General features: G+C 60.2%; 17 protein-coding genes. 6 read left to right on the forward strand and 11 right to left on the reverse strand.

Going from position 1 to position 18,308, the window contains the following annotated elements; all coding sequences use genetic code 11:
* Positions 1-8 precede the first annotated feature (8 nt).
* The 4 genes from KBP52_RS22315 to miaB form a co-directional block, all read right to left on the reverse strand.
* A complete protein-coding gene (locus KBP52_RS22315) occupies positions 9-848 on the reverse strand; it encodes an HlyC/CorC family transporter (protein ID WP_007909641.1) in 840 nt (279 codons plus the stop codon).
* Positions 849-853: 5 nt separating this feature from the next.
* Positions 854-1,348 (reverse strand): rRNA maturation RNase YbeY, encoded by a 495-nt coding sequence (gene ybeY, locus KBP52_RS22320; RefSeq protein WP_007909643.1) that lies wholly within the window; start codon positions 1,346-1,348, stop codon positions 854-856.
* Positions 1,341-2,339 carry a PhoH family protein gene (locus tag KBP52_RS22325; RefSeq protein WP_038361873.1) on the reverse strand — a complete coding sequence of 333 codons (999 nt, stop codon included), beginning with the start codon at positions 2,337-2,339 and terminating at the stop codon, positions 1,341-1,343. The genes ybeY and KBP52_RS22325 overlap by 8 nt, the downstream gene beginning before the upstream one ends.
* A gap of 194 nt (positions 2,340-2,533) precedes the next feature.
* A complete protein-coding gene (gene miaB, locus KBP52_RS22330) occupies positions 2,534-3,862 on the reverse strand; it encodes a tRNA (N6-isopentenyl adenosine(37)-C2)-methylthiotransferase MiaB (protein ID WP_212620977.1) in 1,329 nt (442 codons plus the stop codon).
* Positions 3,863-3,995: 133 nt separating this feature from the next.
* Here miaB and KBP52_RS22335 point away from each other — a divergent pair, with 133 nt between their 5' ends.
* Positions 3,996-4,325, forward strand: a complete 330-nt coding sequence (locus tag KBP52_RS22335) for a DUF1820 family protein (RefSeq protein WP_003185742.1) — start codon at positions 3,996-3,998, stop codon at positions 4,323-4,325.
* A gap of 137 nt (positions 4,326-4,462) precedes the next feature.
* On the opposite strand, the gene KBP52_RS22340 is transcribed toward KBP52_RS22335, so the two are convergent.
* From KBP52_RS22340 to KBP52_RS22355, 4 genes are all read right to left on the reverse strand, one after another.
* Positions 4,463-5,017 carry a tetratricopeptide repeat protein gene (locus KBP52_RS22340; protein WP_003228518.1) on the reverse strand — a complete coding sequence of 185 codons (555 nt, stop codon included), beginning with the start codon at positions 5,015-5,017 and terminating at the stop codon, positions 4,463-4,465.
* A 225-nt stretch (positions 5,018-5,242) separates the two neighbouring features.
* Positions 5,243-6,526: a glutamate-1-semialdehyde 2,1-aminomutase gene (hemL, locus tag KBP52_RS22345; RefSeq protein ID WP_212620978.1), complete on the reverse strand. Its 1,284-nt coding sequence runs from the start codon at positions 6,524-6,526 to the stop codon at positions 5,243-5,245.
* Positions 6,527-6,541: 15 nt separating this feature from the next.
* The gene (gene thiE, locus KBP52_RS22350; RefSeq protein WP_212620979.1) at positions 6,542-7,165 is read right to left on the reverse strand and encodes a thiamine phosphate synthase; all 624 of its coding nucleotides are present in this window, start codon (positions 7,163-7,165) and stop codon (positions 6,542-6,544) included.
* A gap of 18 nt (positions 7,166-7,183) precedes the next feature.
* Positions 7,184-7,981, reverse strand: a complete 798-nt coding sequence (locus tag KBP52_RS22355; protein WP_007909650.1) for a hydroxymethylpyrimidine/phosphomethylpyrimidine kinase — start codon at positions 7,979-7,981, stop codon at positions 7,184-7,186.
* 303 nt (positions 7,982-8,284) lie between these two features.
* Between KBP52_RS22355 and KBP52_RS22360 the strand changes: the two genes are divergently transcribed.
* From KBP52_RS22360 to KBP52_RS22375, 4 genes are all read left to right on the forward strand, one after another.
* Positions 8,285-10,642, forward strand: coding sequence for a hybrid sensor histidine kinase/response regulator (locus KBP52_RS22360; protein WP_212620980.1), 2,358 nt, complete (start codon positions 8,285-8,287; stop codon positions 10,640-10,642).
* A gap of 93 nt (positions 10,643-10,735) precedes the next feature.
* Complete coding sequence (locus KBP52_RS22365) at positions 10,736-12,385, forward strand: acyl-CoA dehydrogenase family protein (protein ID WP_212620981.1); 1,650 nt, start codon at positions 10,736-10,738, stop codon at positions 12,383-12,385.
* A gap of 180 nt (positions 12,386-12,565) precedes the next feature.
* Entirely contained in the window at positions 12,566-14,065 is a 1,500-nt protein-coding gene (gene amn, locus KBP52_RS22370; RefSeq protein WP_161986511.1) for an AMP nucleosidase, read from the forward strand.
* Between the two features lie 70 nt (positions 14,066-14,135).
* Positions 14,136-14,771 (forward strand): pseudouridine synthase, encoded by a 636-nt coding sequence (locus tag KBP52_RS22375; protein ID WP_077574650.1) that lies wholly within the window; start codon positions 14,136-14,138, stop codon positions 14,769-14,771.
* Here KBP52_RS22375 and KBP52_RS22380 read toward each other — a convergent pair.
* Positions 14,766-14,975, reverse strand: coding sequence for a DUF2788 domain-containing protein (locus KBP52_RS22380; protein ID WP_007909655.1), 210 nt, complete (start codon positions 14,973-14,975; stop codon positions 14,766-14,768). The genes KBP52_RS22375 and KBP52_RS22380 overlap by 6 nt on opposite strands.
* 413 nt (positions 14,976-15,388) lie before the next feature.
* Positions 15,389-15,868, reverse strand: coding sequence for an Lrp/AsnC family transcriptional regulator (locus KBP52_RS22385; RefSeq protein WP_008081091.1), 480 nt, complete (start codon positions 15,866-15,868; stop codon positions 15,389-15,391).
* A gap of 452 nt (positions 15,869-16,320) precedes the next feature.
* On the opposite strand from KBP52_RS22385, the gene KBP52_RS22390 reads away from it, so the two are divergent.
* Entirely contained in the window at positions 16,321-17,394 is a 1,074-nt protein-coding gene (locus KBP52_RS22390) for a DUF6515 family protein (protein WP_212620982.1), read from the forward strand.
* Here KBP52_RS22390 and KBP52_RS22395 read toward each other — a convergent pair.
* Positions 17,388-18,296 carry a cation diffusion facilitator family transporter gene (locus KBP52_RS22395; protein WP_077574648.1) on the reverse strand — a complete coding sequence of 303 codons (909 nt, stop codon included), beginning with the start codon at positions 18,294-18,296 and terminating at the stop codon, positions 17,388-17,390. The two genes, KBP52_RS22390 and KBP52_RS22395, sit on opposite strands and share 7 nt — an antisense overlap.
* Between the last annotated feature and the right edge of the window lie 12 nt (positions 18,297-18,308).

The raw sequence follows: 18,308 nt of genomic DNA on the forward strand, positions 1-18,308 counted from the left end.
CCTTAGAATTAACGAGCAATTGGCGTCAGTCGCAGCAAATGAATCCGACGGCTGTCGGCGTTCAGGATGCGGAAACGATAGGCGCCGATTTCAGTGATTTCGTTGCGTTTTGGCAAGTGCCCGAAAGCGCTCATCACCAGACCACCGACGGTGTCGAACTCGTCATCAGAGAATTCGCTGTCGAAGAACTCGTTGAAGTTTTCGATCGGCGTCAGCGCCTTGATCAGGAAGTCACCGCTAGGCAGCGGCTTGATGTAGCTGTCTTCCTCGACGTCGTGCTCGTCTTCGATGTCGCCAACGATCTGTTCCAGCACGTCTTCAATCGTTACCAGGCCGGCCACACCGCCGTATTCGTCAATGACGATGGCCATGTGGTTGTGGTTGGCGCGGAATTCACGCAGCAACACGTTCAGGCGCTTGGACTCCGGCACGAAGGTGGCCGGGCGCAGCAGATCCTTGATGTTGAAGCTGTCGCCGTTTTCCTTGAGGATCAGCGGTAGCAGATCCTTGGCCAGCAGCACGCCCATCACGTCGTCATGGCTTTCGCCGATCACCGGATAGCGCGAGTGGGCCGAATCGACCACGGCCGGGAGGAATTCACGGGGTGTCTGGGTCGCCTTGATGCTGATCATCTGCGAACGCGGGACCATGATGTCGCGTACTTGCAGGTCAGCCACCTGAATGGCGCCTTCGACGATGGCCAGCGCTTCGCTGTCCAGCAGTTTGTTCTGATGTGCATCACGCAGCAGCTCGAGGAGCTCCTGACGGTTCTTCGGCTCGTGGGCAAAAGCCTGGGTCAGTTTACCCAGCCATGACTTCTGCCCGTTGCTCGATCGATCTTCGCTCATAGCGATTACTCTGAATCCTTTGTTGTAACGATAGGGGATGTTTCGGGTTCGTCGTCCGCGTACGGATCGGGATAGCCCAATTCGGCAAGCAACTCGCGTTCCAGTGCTTCCATTTCTTCGGCTTCTTCGTCATCTATATGGTCGTAACCAAGCAGATGCAAGCAGCCGTGAATGACCAGATGTGCCCAGTGGGCCTTTAGTTCCTTGCCTTGTTCGGCGGCTTCGCGTTCGACCACGGCCACGCAGATCACCAGATCGCCGAGCAGCGGGATGTCGAGAAACTCGTCGGGCACTTCAGCCGGGAACGACAGGACGTTGGTCGCGTAATCCTTGTGGCGCCAGGTGTGATTGAGCTCGCGGCCTTCTTCCTCGTCGACCAGACGAATGGTCATTTCCGAGTCGGCGGTGCGCTGGCGCAGGGCCAGTTCGCACCACAGGCGGAAATCGGCTTCACTCGGGGCGCTCGCTTCAGTCGCGATTTGCAGGTCTAGCTCAAGCATTTCGCGAGGTGTCCTTAGGGGCTTCGTCACGGTTTTCGAAGCGCTCGTAGGCTTCGACGATCCGCTGGACCAAAGGATGGCGCACGACGTCTTTGGGCTGGAAGTGGGTGAAGCTGATGCCCGGCACGTCTTTGAGCACTTCGATCACATGGTGCAGACCCGACTTGGTGCCTTTCGGCAGGTCGACCTGGGTAATGTCACCGGTGATGACAGCGGTGGAACCGAAGCCGATCCGGGTCAGGAACATCTTCATCTGTTCGACGGTGGTGTTCTGGCTTTCATCGAGAATGATGAAGCTGTTGTTCAGCGTACGGCCACGCATGTAGGCCAGCGGCGCAACTTCGATCACCTGACGCTCGATCAGCTTGGCCACGTATTCGAAGCCGAGCATTTCGTAGAGTGCGTCGTAGAGCGGGCGCAGGTACGGGTCGATCTTCTGCGACAGGTCGCCGGGCAGGAAGCCGAGTTTTTCACCCGCTTCAACCGCCGGACGCACCAGCAGGATGCGCCGGATCTGTTCGCGCTCTAGGGCATCCACGGCGCAAGCGACGGCCAGATAGGTCTTGCCGGTACCGGCCGGGCCAATGCCGAAGTTGATGTCGTTGCCGAGGATTTCCTTCACGTAGCGCAACTGATTCAAGCCGCGAGGGCGAATCATGCCTTTCTTGGTGCGCAGGGCGACGGAGGCTTCGGCGGGGGCGTGATTGTCCAGCTCGACCACGGCCGATTCCTGCAGGAACAGGTGCACCGTATCTGGCGACAGCTCTGAACCTTTGGTTTCCCGGTACAGGCGACGAATCAGATTTTCCGCAGACGTGGTGTGTTTGGGGTCGCCGATCAGCTCGAACTGGTTTCCGCGGTTGCGGATCTCGATGGTCAGGCGCTGTTCGATCAAGCGCAAATGCTCGTCGAATTGCCCGCACAGATTGGCGAAGCGGCGAGCCTCAAAGGGCTCGAGGATAAAACGATGTGGTTCTATGGGTGCGTTCAAGGTCGTATTTAGCCGCCCTGGGGCAATTAAGATGAAATCAAGGATAACGCCAGAGGCCTGGGTGCGAAAGCTCTTAAATCATCGCTGTTCCTGTGGGAGCGAGCCTGCTCGCGAAAGCGGTGGGTCAGACACATTGTTGTTGAATGTGTCGCCGCCTTCGCGAGCAGGCTCGCTCCCACAGTGCCCTGTGTTGATTATTGGACCAGCGAGCCTCGCAGCGAGTGCGGTTGTGCCGCGTCGATATGCACGTCGGCGAACTGACCGATCAGGGTTGGATTGTCGCAGCGGAAGTTGACGATACGATTATTCTCGGTGCGCCCTTGCAGCTCGCCCGGGTCTTTCTTCGAATAATCAGTTACCAGAATCCGCTGGGTCGAGCCGACCATTTGTCGGCTGATCTCGAAACCTTGCTGATTCAAGCGATGTTGCAGCGCGTTCAGGCGCTCCTTCTTCAGCTCTTCCGGGGTGTCGTCGGCCAGATCGGCAGCCGGGGTGCCCGGGCGCTGGCTATAGACGAAGGAATAAGAGAAGTCGAAACCGACGTCGGCAATCAGCTTCATGGTCTGTTCGAAATCTTTCTCGGTCTCGCCAGGGAAGCCGACGATGAAGTCCGAACTGATGCAGATTCCCGGCACCGCGGCGCGCAGTTTGCGCAGTTTGGATTTGTACTCCAGCGCGGTGTGATTGCGCTTCATCGCCGCGAGAATCCGGTCGGAGCCCGATTGCACCGGCAAGTGCAGGTGCTTGACCAGTTCCGGCACATCGGCGTGGGCCTGGATCAGGCTGTCGGAGAATTCCAGCGGGTGCGAAGTGGTGTAGCGAATGCGGTCAATGCCATCAATCGCCGCGACTACACGAATCAGCTCGGCCAGATCGGCCAGACGACCATCATGGGTGGTGCCGCGATAGCCATTGACGTTCTGCCCCAGCAGGGTCACTTCACGCACGCCGTTTTCGGCGAGGTGGATGACTTCGGCGATCACGTCGTCGAATGGCCGGCTGACTTCTTCGCCACGGGTGTAAGGCACCACGCAGAACGTGCAGTACTTGCTGCAACCTTCCATCACCGACACATAAGCGCTCGGGCCATCGATGCGCGGCTCGGGCAAGTGGTCGAATTTTTCGATTTCCGGGAACGACACGTCGACTTGCGGCAATTTGGTGATGCGCGCGGCGTCGATCATTTCCGGCAGGCGGTGCAGGGTCTGCGGGCCAAAGACCACATCGACGTACGGCGCGCGATCGCGGATCGCCGCGCCTTCCTGGCTGGCCACGCAACCGCCGACGGCGATGACCATGTCGGGGTTGGCCAGTTTCAGTTCGCGCCAGCGGCCGAGCTGCGAATACACGCGATCCTGGGCGCGCTCGCGGATCGAGCAGGTGTTGAGCAGAATCACGTCGGCGTCTTCCGCACGCGCGGTGACTTCCAGGGCCTGATGTTCACCCAGCAGATCGACCATGCGCGAGCTGTCGTACTCGTTCATCTGGCAACCGTGGGTTTCGATGTAAAGCTTCTTGGCCATGGATTAGTGTCGTCACGTGATTCAAAGAACCCGGCATTATAGGGAACAAGCCCGCAGGTTCCTACCGCTGTGCGTCCGGAGGCTATGCTATAGTTTGCGCCCTCATTTTTATCCCCGATGTTATCCCCCCGCCATGACCAAACGCGAAGCTCCAATCTATAAGGTGATTTTCCTCAACCAGGGCCAGGTGTTCGAAATGTACGCCAAGCAGATCTATCAAAGTGATCTGTGGGGTTTTCTGGAAGTGGAAGAGTTCGTCTTTGGCGAGCGCACGCAAGTGGTCGTCGACCCGAGCGAAGAAAAGCTCAAGGCGCAGTTTGAAGGCGTGGTGCGCAGCTTTGTGCCGATGCATTCGATCGTGCGCATCGACGAAGTGGAACGTCTGGGCACCCCGAAAATCAGCGAAGCCCGTGGCGCGGTCGGTAATGTGATGCCGTTCCCGATGCCGATGCCTGAGAAGTAAGCCTTAAAACCGAGTCGCCTCATTCGCGAGCAGGTCGAATCGTCGCACCGTCGCTCCCACAGTAGATCTCCAGTGTTCAGAAGATCCCTGTGGGAGCGAGCCTGCTCGCGAAGAGGTCAGGAAGGTCGATGCAAAAATCAGGGAAGCGGTGAGAAAGGCGTACGCCCATCGGCGCTCTGCAGTTCCATCAGGTATTTACGGAAAATTTGCCCGAGCACCTGGGTCGCGGTTTCGAGGTCTTCGCGGGACATTTTTTCGGAAACTTCGTCGGCCGTGTCCAGCGCATCTTCAGCGCCGTTGACCGCGGCCATCTTCAGCACGATATACGCCTGAATGTTGTTGGCCTGTACGCCTTCACCGTGGAAGAACATCGTGCCGAGCTTGAACTGAGCCTGAGCGTGGCCTTGCAACGAGGCTTTTTCGAAATAGCTCAGGGCTTGATTGAGGTCGCGCGGCGCATTCTTGCCGTCGTAGTAGAACTCACCCAACTCGTATTGCGCTTGCGCATCCCCTTCGTCCGCCGCTTTCTGGCAGGCGGCCAGTGCCTGCGTGACGTCTTGCGGCTGAGTATTGAGGGTGCAACGACCCATCGCCGGGATCAACAACGAGTTGCCGCCTGCTTGTGCATGCGCGAGCAGGGGCTGAAGGAGCAACAGGCAGCCCAAGGCAAGGGTGCGGCCGGTGCGGTTCATGGGAATCGACTTACCTCTGAAGGGCACGCGGACCCATCGAGGGATCCAATAAGCGCGCATTATGAAATAAGCAGGGCCAACCTTACAAAGTCTTTACTCGTTTTTCTGCTGCGCGGGGAATATATCGCCCACTTTAGGGGAGATTTTTAGCAGGGGCATCGGAAAAACAGCGCGGATGTAGGTGAATGCTGACGCTGGCGATAGCCAACGTCAGCGGTACGGCGATTACTTCAGTGCAGCGAAGGCACGCTCGGCAGCGTCCAGCGTCAGTTGCAACTCGGCTTCGCCGTGAGCGATCGAGGTGAAACCAGCTTCGAAAGCGCTCGGTGCGAGGTACACGCCACCTTCCAGCATCAGGTGGAAGAAGCGCCCGAACAACGCAGCGTCGCTGGCCATCACGTCTTCAAAGGTGACGATGTCATCGGCGCCGCTGAAGTACAGACCGAACATGCCGCCAGCCTGGGTGGTCACGAATGGAATGCCGGCAGCATCGGCGCGCTGTTGCAGACCGTCGAGCAGACGCGTGGTGTAGTCGGTCAGCTCAGCGTGGAAGCCCGGACGGCTGATCAGACGCAGCGTGGTCAAACCAGCGGCCATCGCCAGTGGGTTACCCGACAGCGTACCGGCCTGATACACCGGGCCCAGCGGCGCGATGCGCTGCATGATTTCACGCTTGCCGCCGAAGCAGCCAACCGGCATGCCGCCGCCGATGATCTTGCCGAAGGTGGTCAGGTCAGGATTGACCCCGTAGTACGCTTGAGCACCACCGAGGGCAACGCGGAAACCGGTCATCACTTCGTCGAAAATCAGCACCACACCATGTTTGTCGCACAGCGCGCGCAGGCCTTCGAGGAAGCCCGGCGCCGGTGGCACGCAGTTCATGTTGCCGGCCACCGGTTCAACGATGATGCACGCCACTTCCTCGCCGACTTCAGCGAGCATCTTTTCAACGGCGTCGATGTCGTTGAACGGCAGGGTCAGGGTGTGTTTGGCAAATGCTGCGGGCACACCGGCCGAGCTTGGAACGCCTTGGGTCAGTGCACCAGAACCAGCCTTGACCAGCAGGCTGTCGGAGTGGCCGTGGTAGCAGCCTTCGAACTTGATGATGCTGTCGCGGCCGGTGTAACCACGGGCCAGACGGATCGCGCTCATGGTCGCTTCAGTACCGGAGCTGACCATGCGCACCATGTCCATCGACGGCACCAGCGAGCAGACCAGATCGGCCATCTCGGTTTCCATCGCGGTCGGCGCGCCGTACGACAAGCCGTGTTGCAGCTGATTACGCACCGCATCGAGCACGTCCGGGTGGCTGTGGCCGAGGATCATCGGACCCCAGGAACCAACGTAATCGACATAACGCTTATCGTCTTCGTCGGTTACGTAAGCGCCTTCAGCGTGCTTGAAGAACAACGGCGTACCGCCAACGCTCTTGAATGCGCGGACTGGCGAGTTCACGCCACCGGGGATGTGTTTCTGGGCATTGGCAAACAGGGTTTCGGAACGAGACATGATCGGGCTCTCAAATCAGACTTTCAGTAATTCATTGAACGCGCGGGCGCGGCGGGTCACTTCGGCGCTGCTCTCGGCACCAAACAGACCGTGGACCACGGCGAGCAGGTCGACGCCATGGGCCACCAGCGGTGCAGCGTTGTCGAGGGTGATGCCGCCAATCGCGCAGACGGGCAGGTGCAGCGTGCGTTTGGCCTCGTCGAGCAGATCGAGGCTGCAGGTCGGCGCGCCGGGTTTGGTGTTGGAATTGAAGAAGCGGCCGAAGGCGACATAGCTCGCGCCTTCTTTGGCCGCTTGTTCGGCCAGCGCGATTTGCGCGTGGCAGGTCGAACCGATGATCGCTTTCGAACCGAGCAGCGCGCGGGTCGGCGACAGCGGGCCATCGGTCTGACCGAGGTGCACGCCGACGTTGAGGCGCGCCGCCAGCTCAGCGTCATCGTTGATGATCAGTTGCGTCTTGTAGCGCTCGCACAGATCACGTAGCGCTTCGGCCTCACGTAAACGGCGGGCCTCGTCACTGCTTTTGTCGCGGTATTGCAGCAGGGTGACGCCGCCTTCCAGCGCCGCCTCCACGTAAGACAGAAACTTGCCCGCCAGCAGTGCGCTGTCGGTAATGGCATACAGGCCACGTAGTTTCATCGGGCAGACCTCACGACGTTACGAGCAGAAATCCAGCGGCAGGCGACGCGGGACGAACTGGCCTTTGCCCAGTTGTTCGGCATCGCGCAGGGTGCGCCAGGTGTAATCCAGTGCACTGCGCACGGCGCTGGCGAGGTGTTCGCCCTGCGCCAGGCGACCGGCCAAAGCACTGGCCAGCGTGCAACCGGAACCGTGATAGCTGCCCGGCAGACGCTGGCAGATAAAGGTTTCACGCAGACCGTCGCGGCTGTACACGCGGTTGTGGATTTCAGTTTCGTCGCCGTGACCGCCGGTGATCAGCAGGTTTTTGACGAACGGCAGGAGTTTTTCAGCGCACTCGTCGGCGGTGCCTTCGGGCAGTTCGGCGAGGATGCGCGCTTCAGGAAGGTTGGGGGTGGCAATGATCGATAGCGGCAGCAGACGCTCACGCATCGCATAGCCGACCTCGTCCTTGCCCAGACGTCCGCCGCCGCCGGCGCGCAGCACCGGGTCGCAGACCACTGGCAAGTGCGGGTGCGCCGAAAGCAGTTCGACAACGGTGTCGACCATTTCCAGCGAACCGAGCATGCCCAGTTTGACCGCAGCGACTTCGGAATCGTTGAGCACGGCATTGGCTTGAGCCAGTACCCACTCACGGTCGAGGACGCGGAAGTCAGTGACGTTGACGGTGTCTTGCACGGTCAGGGCGGTGACGGCCGGAGCCGCATGGCAACCCTGCGCGAGCAGAGCTTCGATATCTGCCTGCAAGCCGGCGCCACCACTTGGGTCGTGGCCGGAGAGACAGAGGACAACGGGGCGGGAGCTGTAGATATTCATGGTGCGCGAGCTTACCACCAAACCTGATTTTCGGGTTCAGTGCCGTTGTCCCGGGGCGATAACCTGGCAGGAGAATCCGACCGCTCTGTCACAAGCTGACCAACTCAACAGCTCTAGCTCGCTGCTTTGCTCTGGAACGCCCGTTCTAGAGCCTTTGTAGGAAAAATTTCAATGGTGCTCAATGGCCATCAACGGCTATGCTAGTCTGGATCCAAACCAATAACAGGTAATACCGGTTTTACGTCTACTCAAAGGGAATGGGGGGCTTCCTGACACAACCGGACGAGCCACGCTGGGGCTTCAATGCGCTATCTGCTGATGTTGCTGTTCTGCTTGCCCCTTATGGCGAGCGCCGTCGAATTCGACGAATTTACCCAGAGCCTCCCTCTGGGCCGGTCGCTGCAAGTGTTCGAAGACCCGAGCGGTCAGGCGAGCATTGCCGATGTTCGTGCGCAAGCTGCCGCCGGCAATTTCAAACCTCACGATAAAGCCACGCTCAATGCCGGTTATTCACGCTCGGCGTTCTGGCTGAAGATCGACCTGCATTATCGTCCGAGCAATCCCGCCGCCCAGCGCACCTGGCTGCTGGAACTGGCTTATCCACCGCTCGACCATCTCGACCTGTACATGCCCGATGCCGCTGGCGACTACCGCCTCGTCCGGCAAACCGGCGATGCCTTGCCGTTCGCCAGCCGCGAGATTCGCCAGAACAACTATCTGTTCGACCTTTCATTCAAACCGGATCAACAGCAAACCGTGTACCTGCGACTGGCCAGCGAAGGTTCGATTCAGGCACCGGTCACGTTATGGTCGAGCACGGCGTACCTCGAAGACCAGCCAGTGCGCCTGTATGTGCTCGGCATCATTTATGGCGTGCTGTTGGGGATGGTGGTCTACAACCTGTTCATCTTCCTCAGCGTGCGCGATACCAGCTATCTCTACTACATCTTCTATATCGCTTCGTTTGGCCTTTATCAGTTGTCGGTGAACGGTGCGGCGGTCGAATATTTCTGGCCGGACAATCCGTGGTGGGCCAACGCCGCGACGCCATTCTTCATCGGTTGCGCCGGGTTGTTCGGCAGCCAGTTCGCCCGCAGCTTCCTGCAGACCAAAACCCACAGTCGCTGGCTCGACCGCTTGTTGATCGGGCTGATTGCCTTCGGAGCATTGGTCATCGGTTTGTCGCTGATGACCAGTTACGCGTTGTCGCTGCGCTTGGCGACGATACTGGCGCTGACCTTCACTGTGGTGATTTTCGCCGCCGGGATTCTGGCCTGGTGGCGCGGCTTGCGGGTGGCGCGCTATTTCATCATCGCCTGGTCGGCGTTCCTGCTCGGCGGCATCGTCAACACCCTGATGGTGTTGGGCTTGCTGCCGAACGTGTTCCTGACCATGTACGCCAGCCAGATCGGCTCGGCCATCGAGGTGGCGCTGCTGTCGCTGGCACTGGCCGACCGCATCAACGCGATGCGTGAGCAACAGGCGCAAACCCTGTACGACGCCGGGCAGAAACTCGAAGTGCTCAACCAGCAACTGGCCCACAGCAACAAGCTCAAAGACGAATTCCTCGCGACCTTGACCCACGAACTGCGCACGCCAATGAACGGCGTGATCGGTTCGTTGGAACTGATGCAGACCGTCGATCTGGATCCGGAGCTTGAGCAATATCAGCAGACCGCCGCCGGTTCCGCGCGGGACATGATGCGCATGGTCAACGGCATCCTTACCCTGACCGAATTGCAGGCCGGCAAGCTCAAGGCATCGCCGGGCAGCTTCAGTCTGCGCGCAGTAGTTGAAGCGTTGCGCGTGCAGTTCGACGGCAACGCGGCGAGCAAGTCGCTGGACTTCAAAGTCGAGGTGCTGCCGACCCTGCCGGATCGCTTGCACGGCGACAGCGCAAAACTCGCGCAATGCCTGGAATGCCTGCTCGACAATGCGATCAAGTTCACCCGTGTCGGTGGGTTGGCGTTGCGCGTGACGGGCAAGCCGTCGACGGGCAATCGTCTGGCGCTGTCATTTGCGGTGATCGACACCGGCATCGGGTTCACTGATCTGGGCGAAGCGACGATGTACCAGCGTTTCTTCCAGCTCGACGGTTCGATGACCCGCGAATACGGCGGGCTGGGCGTCGGTCTGGCGATCTGCCGACAGTTGGTCGAGTTGCTCGGCGGCAAGCTCACTCATCGCTCGGAGCCCGGGCGTGGCAGCCGTTTCCAGCTGGATGTCGAGTTTGAGTTGCCGGTGGTTGAGGCGGCATCGACGCCGATTCCTTCACACGATTGCGTGCGCGCACCGCAGGACTGCACGGTGTTGCTGGTGGACGACAACAGCGTCAACCAACTGGTGATGCGTGGCATGTTGCTCAAGCTCGGCTTCCGCGTGCGTACCGCCGATAACGGTGCGGCGGCATTGGACTGCCTGCAGCGAGAAGCCTTCGATGCGGTGCTGATCGATTGCCAGTTGCCGGCTCACGACGGCGCATCATTGTGCTGCCAGATTCATGCGTTGCCAGGCTGCGCGAATTTGCCGGTGTTTATGTTGGCGCTAACCGCCGACCGAGAGCTCTGCAGCACCGGCGCCGCTATCGATTACCTGAACAAACCGGTGAAATTCGAGGACTTGCAGTCAGCACTGGAGCGTCGCGTACTGTGTTATTGGTAGGGTAAAAGCGCCGCAAAATCGGCGGATATGACACTTTGATCAACCTTGGGGCGGTGCTTAACTGGATCTCTTGGTTGAGCAAAGGAGCCCGTCATGAACCTGCATCAGTTCGCCGAAACCCACGAAGTCACCAACCAGCCACCGTCGCTGGACGGCACCAACCTGTACCGCATCGACCTGCCGTTGCAGGAGTGGTCGCGGCGCTTTGGTGCTGGTTGGGCCGAGTCGCGGATCGATGCCTACGGCGCGCTCGCCGGCGGGCCGTTGATGGAAGCCGGGTTCCTCGCCAATCAGAACAAACCTGTGTTTGCCAGCCATGACCGCTATGGTCATCGCATTGATCTGGTGGAATTTCACCCGGCCTATCACGAGCTGATGCGCACGGCGATCGAGCATGGCCTGACTTCGCTGCCATGGGCGCATCCACAGGATGGGGCCCACGTCGCCCGCGCCTCGATGACTTATTTGCACAGCCAGGCCGAGGCCGGCAGCGGTTGCCCGTTGACCATGACCTTCGCCAGCGTGCCGGCCCTGCGCTTGCAGCCGAACATCGCTGAGCAATGGCTGCCGAAAGTCCTCTCTACTGAATACGACCCGCGCAACGTTGGCATGGCGCACAAGGCCGGCGTGACCATCGGCATGGCCATGACCGAGAAACAGGGCGGCACCGACGTGCGCGCCAACACCACCAAGGCGTATCCGGTCGGCGCCAGCGGCCCGGGTCAGGCTTATGAGCTGGTCGGGCACAAGTGGTTCTGCTCGGCGCCGATGTGCGATGCCTTCCTGACGCTGGCGCAGACCGACAAGGGCTTGAGCTGCTTCCTGCTGCCGCGCCATCGCCCGGACGACACGCGCAATCAGTTCTACATCCAGCGCCTGAAAAACAAACTCGGCAACCAGTCCAACGCCTCCAGCGAAGTGGAGTTTCGTGGCGCGCTGGCGTGGATGGTCGGTGAGGAAGGGCGCGGCGTGCCAACCATCATCGAGATGGTGGCGATGACCCGATTCGATTGCATGGTCGGTTCCAGTTCGTTGATGCGCCAGGCGCTGACTCAGGCCAGCCACCACTGCGCGCACCGCAAGGTCGGCGGCAAACTGCTCAGCGAGCAGCCATTGATGCAAAACGTGCTGGCCGATCTGGCGCTGGAAAGCGAAGCCGCGCTGGCCCTGAGTTTGCGCATGGGTAAGGCGCTGGATCATCTGGATGATCGCCACGAAGCGCAATTTGCGCGCCTGGTGACAGCGGTGGGCAAGTATTGGATCTGCAAGCGCGCGCCGGCGATGATCAATGAAGCGGCGGAATGTATGGGCGGCGCAGGGTATGTCGAGGACAGTATTCTGCCGCGTCTGTACCGTGAGGCGCCGGTGAACTCGACGTGGGAAGGCTCGGGGAATGTGCAGTGCCTGGACGTGCTGCGGGCCTTGTCGAAAGAGCCGGGCGTGCTGGATGTGTTGTTCAGCGAGTTGGGCGACGGGCATGGCGACAAGCGACTGGCTGCGCATATTCAGCAGTTGCAGGCGCAGTTCAAGGATACGAGCGACATTCAGTATCGGGCGCGGCAGTTGACTGAAGATATCGCGCTCGGTTTGCAGGCCAAGCTTCTGTTGGAGGCCGGAAACTCAGCCGTCAGCGATGCCTTCATTGCCAGCCGCCTGAGCGGTGGCGGCCGGGTTTACGGCGCCTTGCCGCGTGGGCTGGACGTCGAAGCCATCGTCGCCCGCTCAACCCCACAGATTCTCTGACCCACCACACATCCCCTGTAGGAGTGAGCCTGCTCGCGATAGCGGTGTATCAGTCAATGCAAATGTCGACGGATAGACCGCTATCGCGAGCAGGCTCACTCCTACAGGGATCGGGTCTGCCTGACATATTGTGCGGTTGCCAACATGCCACTGTTCCCGTGACGCCACGATGCAGGCAAGATGAAGCTCTGCAAGTCAGAACACAGGAAGCTGATCGTGACCGAAGCGTTTATTGTTGTTCAAACCGCCGAACAAGCCGTGGATCGTCTGGCCGAGCTGCATGAGCGGGCCACCACTGCGCTGAATTCGGCGCTCAAGCGTTACCTCAAGGATCGCGTCGAACCCGACGCTGCGCAGCGTGCTCTGTTTCGTTATCCCGAACTGCGTCTGACCTACCATTGCCAGGGCGAAGTCCCGCAGACCACCCGCGCTTACGCCAAGGTGCAACTGCCAGGCACTTACAGCGTCACCGTCACCCACCCTGCTGCGTTCCGCAAATATCTGCTCGAACAACTTGTGCCGCTGATGCACGACTTCACGGTGACCGTGGAAGTTGGTGTCAGCCAGCAAAACATTCCGTATCCGTACGTGGTCGAGCAGGGTGATGAACTGGCCGGCTCCGGCGTCACCGCTGCGGTGCTGGCGCGGGTGTTCCCGAGTACCGATCTGTCCGCGGCCACCGATGGCATCGCCGACGGTCTCTACGACTGGGAAAACACCGATCCGCTGCCGCTGGCCTTGTTCGACGCGGCGCGCGTGGATTTCTCCCTGCGCCGACTGGTGCACTACACCGGCAGCGACTGGCGCCATGTGCAGCCGTGGATTCTGCTGACCAACTATCACCGTTACGTCGACCAGTTCATCGTCCATGGTCTGGAGCAACTGCGCAGCGACCCGCGTTTCGTGCGCATGGTGTTGCCGGGTAACGTGATCATCGAGAAGGGCATGGATCACGGCGAAGCCTCGGCGATTGCTGCCGGTGTGGTCTGGCACCGTTACCAGATGCCGGCCTATCACCTGATCGCCAGCGATGGCCACGGCGTGACGCTGGTCAACATCGGTGTCGGCCCGTCCAACGCCAAGAACATCACCGACCACTTGGCGGTGCTGCGTCCGCATTGCTGGCTGATGATCGGCCACTGCGGTGGCCTGCGTCAGTCGCAGACCATCGGCGACTATGTGTTGGCGCACGCTTACATGCGTCGCGATGGCATTCTCGACCGCGTGGTGCCGCCGAACATTCCGATCCCGGCCCTGGCCGAGGTGCAAATGGCGTTGCAGCAGGCGGCGGCGAATGTCACTGGCGAGAAGGGCGACGATCTGAAAAAACGCCTGCGCACCGGCACCGTGCTGACCTACGACGACCGTAACTGGGAATTGCGTTGGGCGCAGGAACGGCCGTTGATCAACCTGTCCCGCGCTGTCGCGGTGGACATGGAAAGCGGCACGATTGCCGCGCAGGGTTATCGCCTGCGGGTGCCGTACGGCACGTTGCTGTGCGTTTCGGACAAACCGCTGCACAGTGAAATCAAACTGCCGGGTTCGGCCAACGCCTTCTATGAACGCGCAGTCAGCCAGCACTTGAAAATCGGCATCGAAGCGGTGGATCTGCTGCGTACCGAGCTCAACTCGCTGCACTCGCGCAAACTGCGCAGCTTCGACGAACCGCCGTTCCGCTGATTTGTTGATGGTCATTTAACGGTCAGGCTACTAGCATTGGCAGCCCTGACCGTTAGATGTTCTTTTCGCCATGTCCCGTCCTCCACGTCCACCTTCCCGCCGTCCTGGCGCGAAGCCTCAGTCTGCTTCCCCGCGTCGTGTTGCCAAGGCACCACCGGCCGAGCCGAAACTGATCCTGTTCAACAAACCGTTCGATGTGCTCACGCAATTCAGCGACGGCGAAGGGCGGGCGACGCTCAAGGATTTCATTGATGTGCCCGGTATCTACCCGGCCGGACGCCTTGATCGCGACAGCGAAGGCTTGTTGCTGCTGACCAACGACGGGCAGTTGCAGGCACGTATCGCCGATCCGAAACACAAATTGGCGAAGACCTATTGGGTGCAGGTTGAAGGTGTGCCGACGGCCGAACAGCTGCAGCGTTTGCGTGACGGCGTGGAGCTGAATGACGGTATGACCTTGCCTGCCGAGGCGCGGCAACTGGATGAGCCTGAGCTGTGGCCGCGCAATCCGCCGGTGCGTTTTCGCGCGACCATACCGACTTCATGGCTGGAACTGGTGATTCGCGAGGGGCGCAACCGTCAGGTGCGGCGCATGACGGCGGCGGTCGGTCTGCCGACGTTGCGGCTGGTGCGGGTCAGGATTGGTGACTGGACGATCGAAGGGCTCGATCAAGGCCAGTGGAAGGAAGTGCCGGCGCGCTTATAACGCGCCGGATTCGATCAGGCCGATCACCACACTCTTGATGATGAACGCGGCCACGCCCAGGCCCAGCACGAAGAACAGAATGAACGAGCCAAAGCGCCCGGCCTTGGACTTCTTCGCCAGATCCCAGACGATGAAACCCATGAAAATGATCAGGATGCTGACCAGGCCGGTCATCATCCACTCTTCTAATAATGCTGGATCCATTGGATTTCTCCGGCGCGCATGCGGCTAAAAGGGCGCGGCGAGTATACGCCAAGGTTTGTGGGGGGGGCATTGATCTGGGTCTGATCCGGAACTGTTGCCCTCACCCTAGCCCTCTCCCAGAGGGAGAGGGGACTGACCGGGGGATGCTTGAGAACTACACCGACTTGATCCAGAAGTTGTGAATCCATAATCGACTCAATCTTTCAGGTCGATGTATGACAGCAGACACCTCGGTCGGCCCCTTCTCCCAGATGGAGAGGGGGCTGATTGGGGGATGTTCAAGGAATACGCCGACCTGAACGTTTTGTTGTGAATCCATAATCGACTCAATCTTTCAGGTCGATGTATGACGCCAGACACCTCGGTCGGCCCCCTCTCCCTCCGGGAGAGGGCTGGGGTGAGGGTGCCTTTGATCAGTTGCGCAGGTGGGTCAAGGGCAATTCTGTGCTGTTGAGCACCTGATTCAGTACGAAGCTCGAACGAACGCTGGTCACGCCCTCAATCCGGGTGAGGTGCCCAAGCAACAGCTTCTGATAGTGATCCATATCCGGCACCACCACCTTCAACTGGTAATCCGCATCCACCCCCGTCACCAGGCTGCACTCCAGCACCTGCGGCAACGTACGAATCGCCGCCTCGAAGTTTTCGAAACGCTCCGGCGTGTGCCGGTCCATGCCGATCAGCACATACGCCGTCAGGCTCAGCCCAAGCATCTTGCGATCGAGCAACGCCACCTGACGCGAAATGTAGCCGTCGTCTTCCAGCTGCTTGACCCGGCGCGAGCACGGGGAGGGCGACAGACCGATGCGCTCGGCCAATTCCTGGTTGGAGATGCGGGCGTCGCGCTGCAATTCCGCCAAAATGCTCAGGTCGTAACGGTCGAGTTTGCTCATCAATCTGTCCTTGGTTGTAACTATTGCGGCAGATTATCTATCCAGGGTTAAAAATTGCGCAAGTGGTGTTTATTTCAGCAATCTTCGCAATCCTCTGTCGCCGCCTCAGGCCTATTCTTATCACCAGAATCACTGCTCGGTAACACAGTCCACGCGGCCCGCCCTATCCGGCCTGCCGCGGCCGCCACCCCCACCGGGGTTGTGCCGGCCCCCGAGCTGCACACTGTCCAGAAGACGGCGTGAGGTGAGCCGACGTCAAAAGCGTCGAGCCAGGACGAAGTTCTCTAGAAGGGAGGCCGACGGGTCTCCCTTTTTTCTTGCCTGCGATTTCATGCCCTAGCGCTTAATAAATAAGTTGCGCGACTGATAACCTGTTGCAGAACCCGGTGTGTGTATTCCCGGTCTTAGTGACAAGTCCTCTTACATTTGCAGGCCCCGCAGTGAGAAAAAGCATGAAGTCGCGCATCTGGCGTCTGGCCGGTGTTGGTTTGCTGTGTGTGAGTGTCAGTGCGCAAGCGCTTGCCGATGAGCCGCAGAATCGCGGCCCGGATGGCGGCGGCCACGGCCAGGATCATCAGGGCAACAATCAGGGCCATGGCGGCAACAATCAGCCGCGCCCGCAGAACAATCCATCGCAGAGTCAGCCGCAACAGAATCAGCCGCGTCCGCAGAACAACGAGATCATTCGTGGCGACAACAGCCGACAGTTCGAGCACAACGGTCAGCAGCACAACAACAATGGCCAGTGGCAAAACCACGACCAGAACCGCCCGGCCTACAATCCCAACCCGGTGCGCCAGCCACCACCGCCACCGCAACTGCCGGCCAATAGCCTGCCGATCCAGCCACGGCCCGACACTGTGCGTCAGACCCAGGAGCCGCGTCAGGGTTACTACCGCGACGAGCGTCCGCAGAACGGTTACCACAACCAGCAATGGCAGACCGGCAACCGGCCCAACGACAATCGCTGGCCGGGACGTCCCGACGGACACGGCAACGGTTGGGGCCCGGGTCCGCAATATCGGCCGGGGCATGTGATCGACCGTTTCCCGGATCGCGATTACCGCGTGCCGTATCGCGGGCAGGATTACTTCTTTTCCGGCGGTTACTGGTATCGCCCACAAGGCCCGCGCTACATCGTCGTGCAACCGCCGCGCGGGATCCGCATTCAGTATCTGCCGGATTACGCCCGTGAAGTGTGGATCGGTGGTTCGCTGCTGTTCCTCGCCGCCGGTTCCTACTACGCGTATCAGGAAGCGACGCAAGATTACGTGGTGGTCGAGCCGCCGGTGCAGCAACAGCCGCAGCCGCAATCCCAAGGCTATGACGTCGAAGCGTATCCAGCCAACGGTCAGTCGCCGGAGCAGGTGCAGCAGGACGGTTATCAGTGCTACCAGTACGCTGTGCAGCAAAGCGGTTTTGACCCGCGCACCGCGACCTATCAACCCGCGCCCGAAGTGGTTCAGGCCTATCGACAGGCTCAGGGCAATTGCCTGAGCAGTCGCGGTTATCAGGTCAGTTACTGAAGCCGGGTTTGCGCCCGTTCAGATTTGACCACTTCCTGCGGATCGGCGTGCACCAGCACTTCGGCTCGCGGGTAGGCTTTGTGAATGGCATCGGCGGCTTGGTCGCTGATGCCGTGCGCCACCGACAAGGTCAATTCCCCCGGTAATTCCAGGTGCAACTGCACGAACCAGTGGTTGCCGGAGATCCGCGTGCGCAAGTCATGCGCGCCCAACACGCCCGGCACACTGCAGGCCAGTTCGAGCATGTGCTGACTGACATTCATCGGCAGCTCTTCATCCATCAGCACCGAAAAACTTTCCCGGGCGATCTGGATCGCACTCCACAGAATGTACGCAGCAATGCCCAGACCGAACCACGCATCCAGTTGCTCAAAACCAAACCCGGCGAGGATCAGCGCAAGCAGAATGCTGCCGTTGAGCAGCATGTCCGAGCGATAGTGCAGCGAGTCCGCGCGCACGGCGTTGGAGCCGGTCTGCTTGATCACCCGATGCTGCAACACCAGCAGCGCCGCCGTCAGCAGCAACGAAAACACAATCACACCGATGCTCAGCCACGGTGCGCCGATCGGCTCTGGCGTCTTCAACCGTTCGAACGCCTGAAACGCGATCAATACCGCACTGCCGCCAATGAACAAGGCCTGCGCCATGCCCGCCAGCGATTCCGCCTTGCCGTGGCCATAACGGTGATCGTCATCGGCCGGGCGCAGCGCGTAATGCACCGCCAGCAGATTGAGCATCGAAGTGACGCCATCCAGCGCCGAGTCGGTGAGGCCGGCGAGCATGCTCACCGAACCGCTCAGCCACCAGGCGATGGCTTTGGCGACGATCAGCGTGCACGCGACCGCCACCGAGGCGCGGGTCGCCAGCCGTAGCAGGCGGGCGTGTTCGGGGCTGGATGTCATTGAACGTCCTTT

The sequence above is a fragment of the Pseudomonas sp. SCA2728.1_7 genome (assembly GCF_018138145.1).
GTDB classification, from domain to species: domain Bacteria; phylum Pseudomonadota; class Gammaproteobacteria; order Pseudomonadales; family Pseudomonadaceae; genus Aquipseudomonas; species Aquipseudomonas koreensis_A.

Excerpts from the sequence above, each read along its gene's own strand:
- KBP52_RS22315 (WP_007909641.1), bottom strand. The coding sequence starts at position 848 with ATGAGCGAAGATCGATCGAGCAACGGGCAGAAGTCATGGCTGGGTAAA.
- ybeY (WP_007909643.1), bottom strand. The coding sequence starts at position 1,348 with ATGCTTGAGCTAGACCTGCAAATCGCGACTGAAGCGAGCGCCCCGAGT.
- miaB (WP_212620977.1), bottom strand. The coding sequence starts at position 3,862 with ATGGCCAAGAAGCTTTACATCGAAACCCACGGTTGCCAGATGAACGAG.
- KBP52_RS22335 (WP_003185742.1), top strand. The coding sequence starts at position 3,996 with ATGACCAAACGCGAAGCTCCAATCTATAAGGTGATTTTCCTCAACCAG.
- KBP52_RS22340 (WP_003228518.1), bottom strand. The coding sequence starts at position 5,017 with ATGAACCGCACCGGCCGCACCCTTGCCTTGGGCTGCCTGTTGCTCCTT.
- hemL (WP_212620978.1), bottom strand. The coding sequence starts at position 6,526 with ATGTCTCGTTCCGAAACCCTGTTTGCCAATGCCCAGAAACACATCCCC.
- thiE (WP_212620979.1), bottom strand. The coding sequence starts at position 7,165 with ATGAAACTACGTGGCCTGTATGCCATTACCGACAGCGCACTGCTGGCG.
- KBP52_RS22355 (WP_007909650.1), bottom strand. The coding sequence starts at position 7,981 with ATGAATATCTACAGCTCCCGCCCCGTTGTCCTCTGTCTCTCCGGCCAC.
- KBP52_RS22360 (WP_212620980.1), top strand. The coding sequence starts at position 8,285 with ATGCGCTATCTGCTGATGTTGCTGTTCTGCTTGCCCCTTATGGCGAGC.
- KBP52_RS22365 (WP_212620981.1), top strand. The coding sequence starts at position 10,736 with ATGAACCTGCATCAGTTCGCCGAAACCCACGAAGTCACCAACCAGCCA.
- amn (WP_161986511.1), top strand. The coding sequence starts at position 12,566 with ATGAAGCTCTGCAAGTCAGAACACAGGAAGCTGATCGTGACCGAAGCG.
- KBP52_RS22375 (WP_077574650.1), top strand. The coding sequence starts at position 14,136 with ATGTCCCGTCCTCCACGTCCACCTTCCCGCCGTCCTGGCGCGAAGCCT.
- KBP52_RS22380 (WP_007909655.1), bottom strand. The coding sequence starts at position 14,975 with ATGGATCCAGCATTATTAGAAGAGTGGATGATGACCGGCCTGGTCAGC.
- KBP52_RS22385 (WP_008081091.1), bottom strand. The coding sequence starts at position 15,868 with ATGAGCAAACTCGACCGTTACGACCTGAGCATTTTGGCGGAATTGCAG.
- KBP52_RS22390 (WP_212620982.1), top strand. The coding sequence starts at position 16,321 with ATGAAGTCGCGCATCTGGCGTCTGGCCGGTGTTGGTTTGCTGTGTGTG.
- KBP52_RS22395 (WP_077574648.1), bottom strand. The coding sequence starts at position 18,296 with ATGACATCCAGCCCCGAACACGCCCGCCTGCTACGGCTGGCGACCCGC.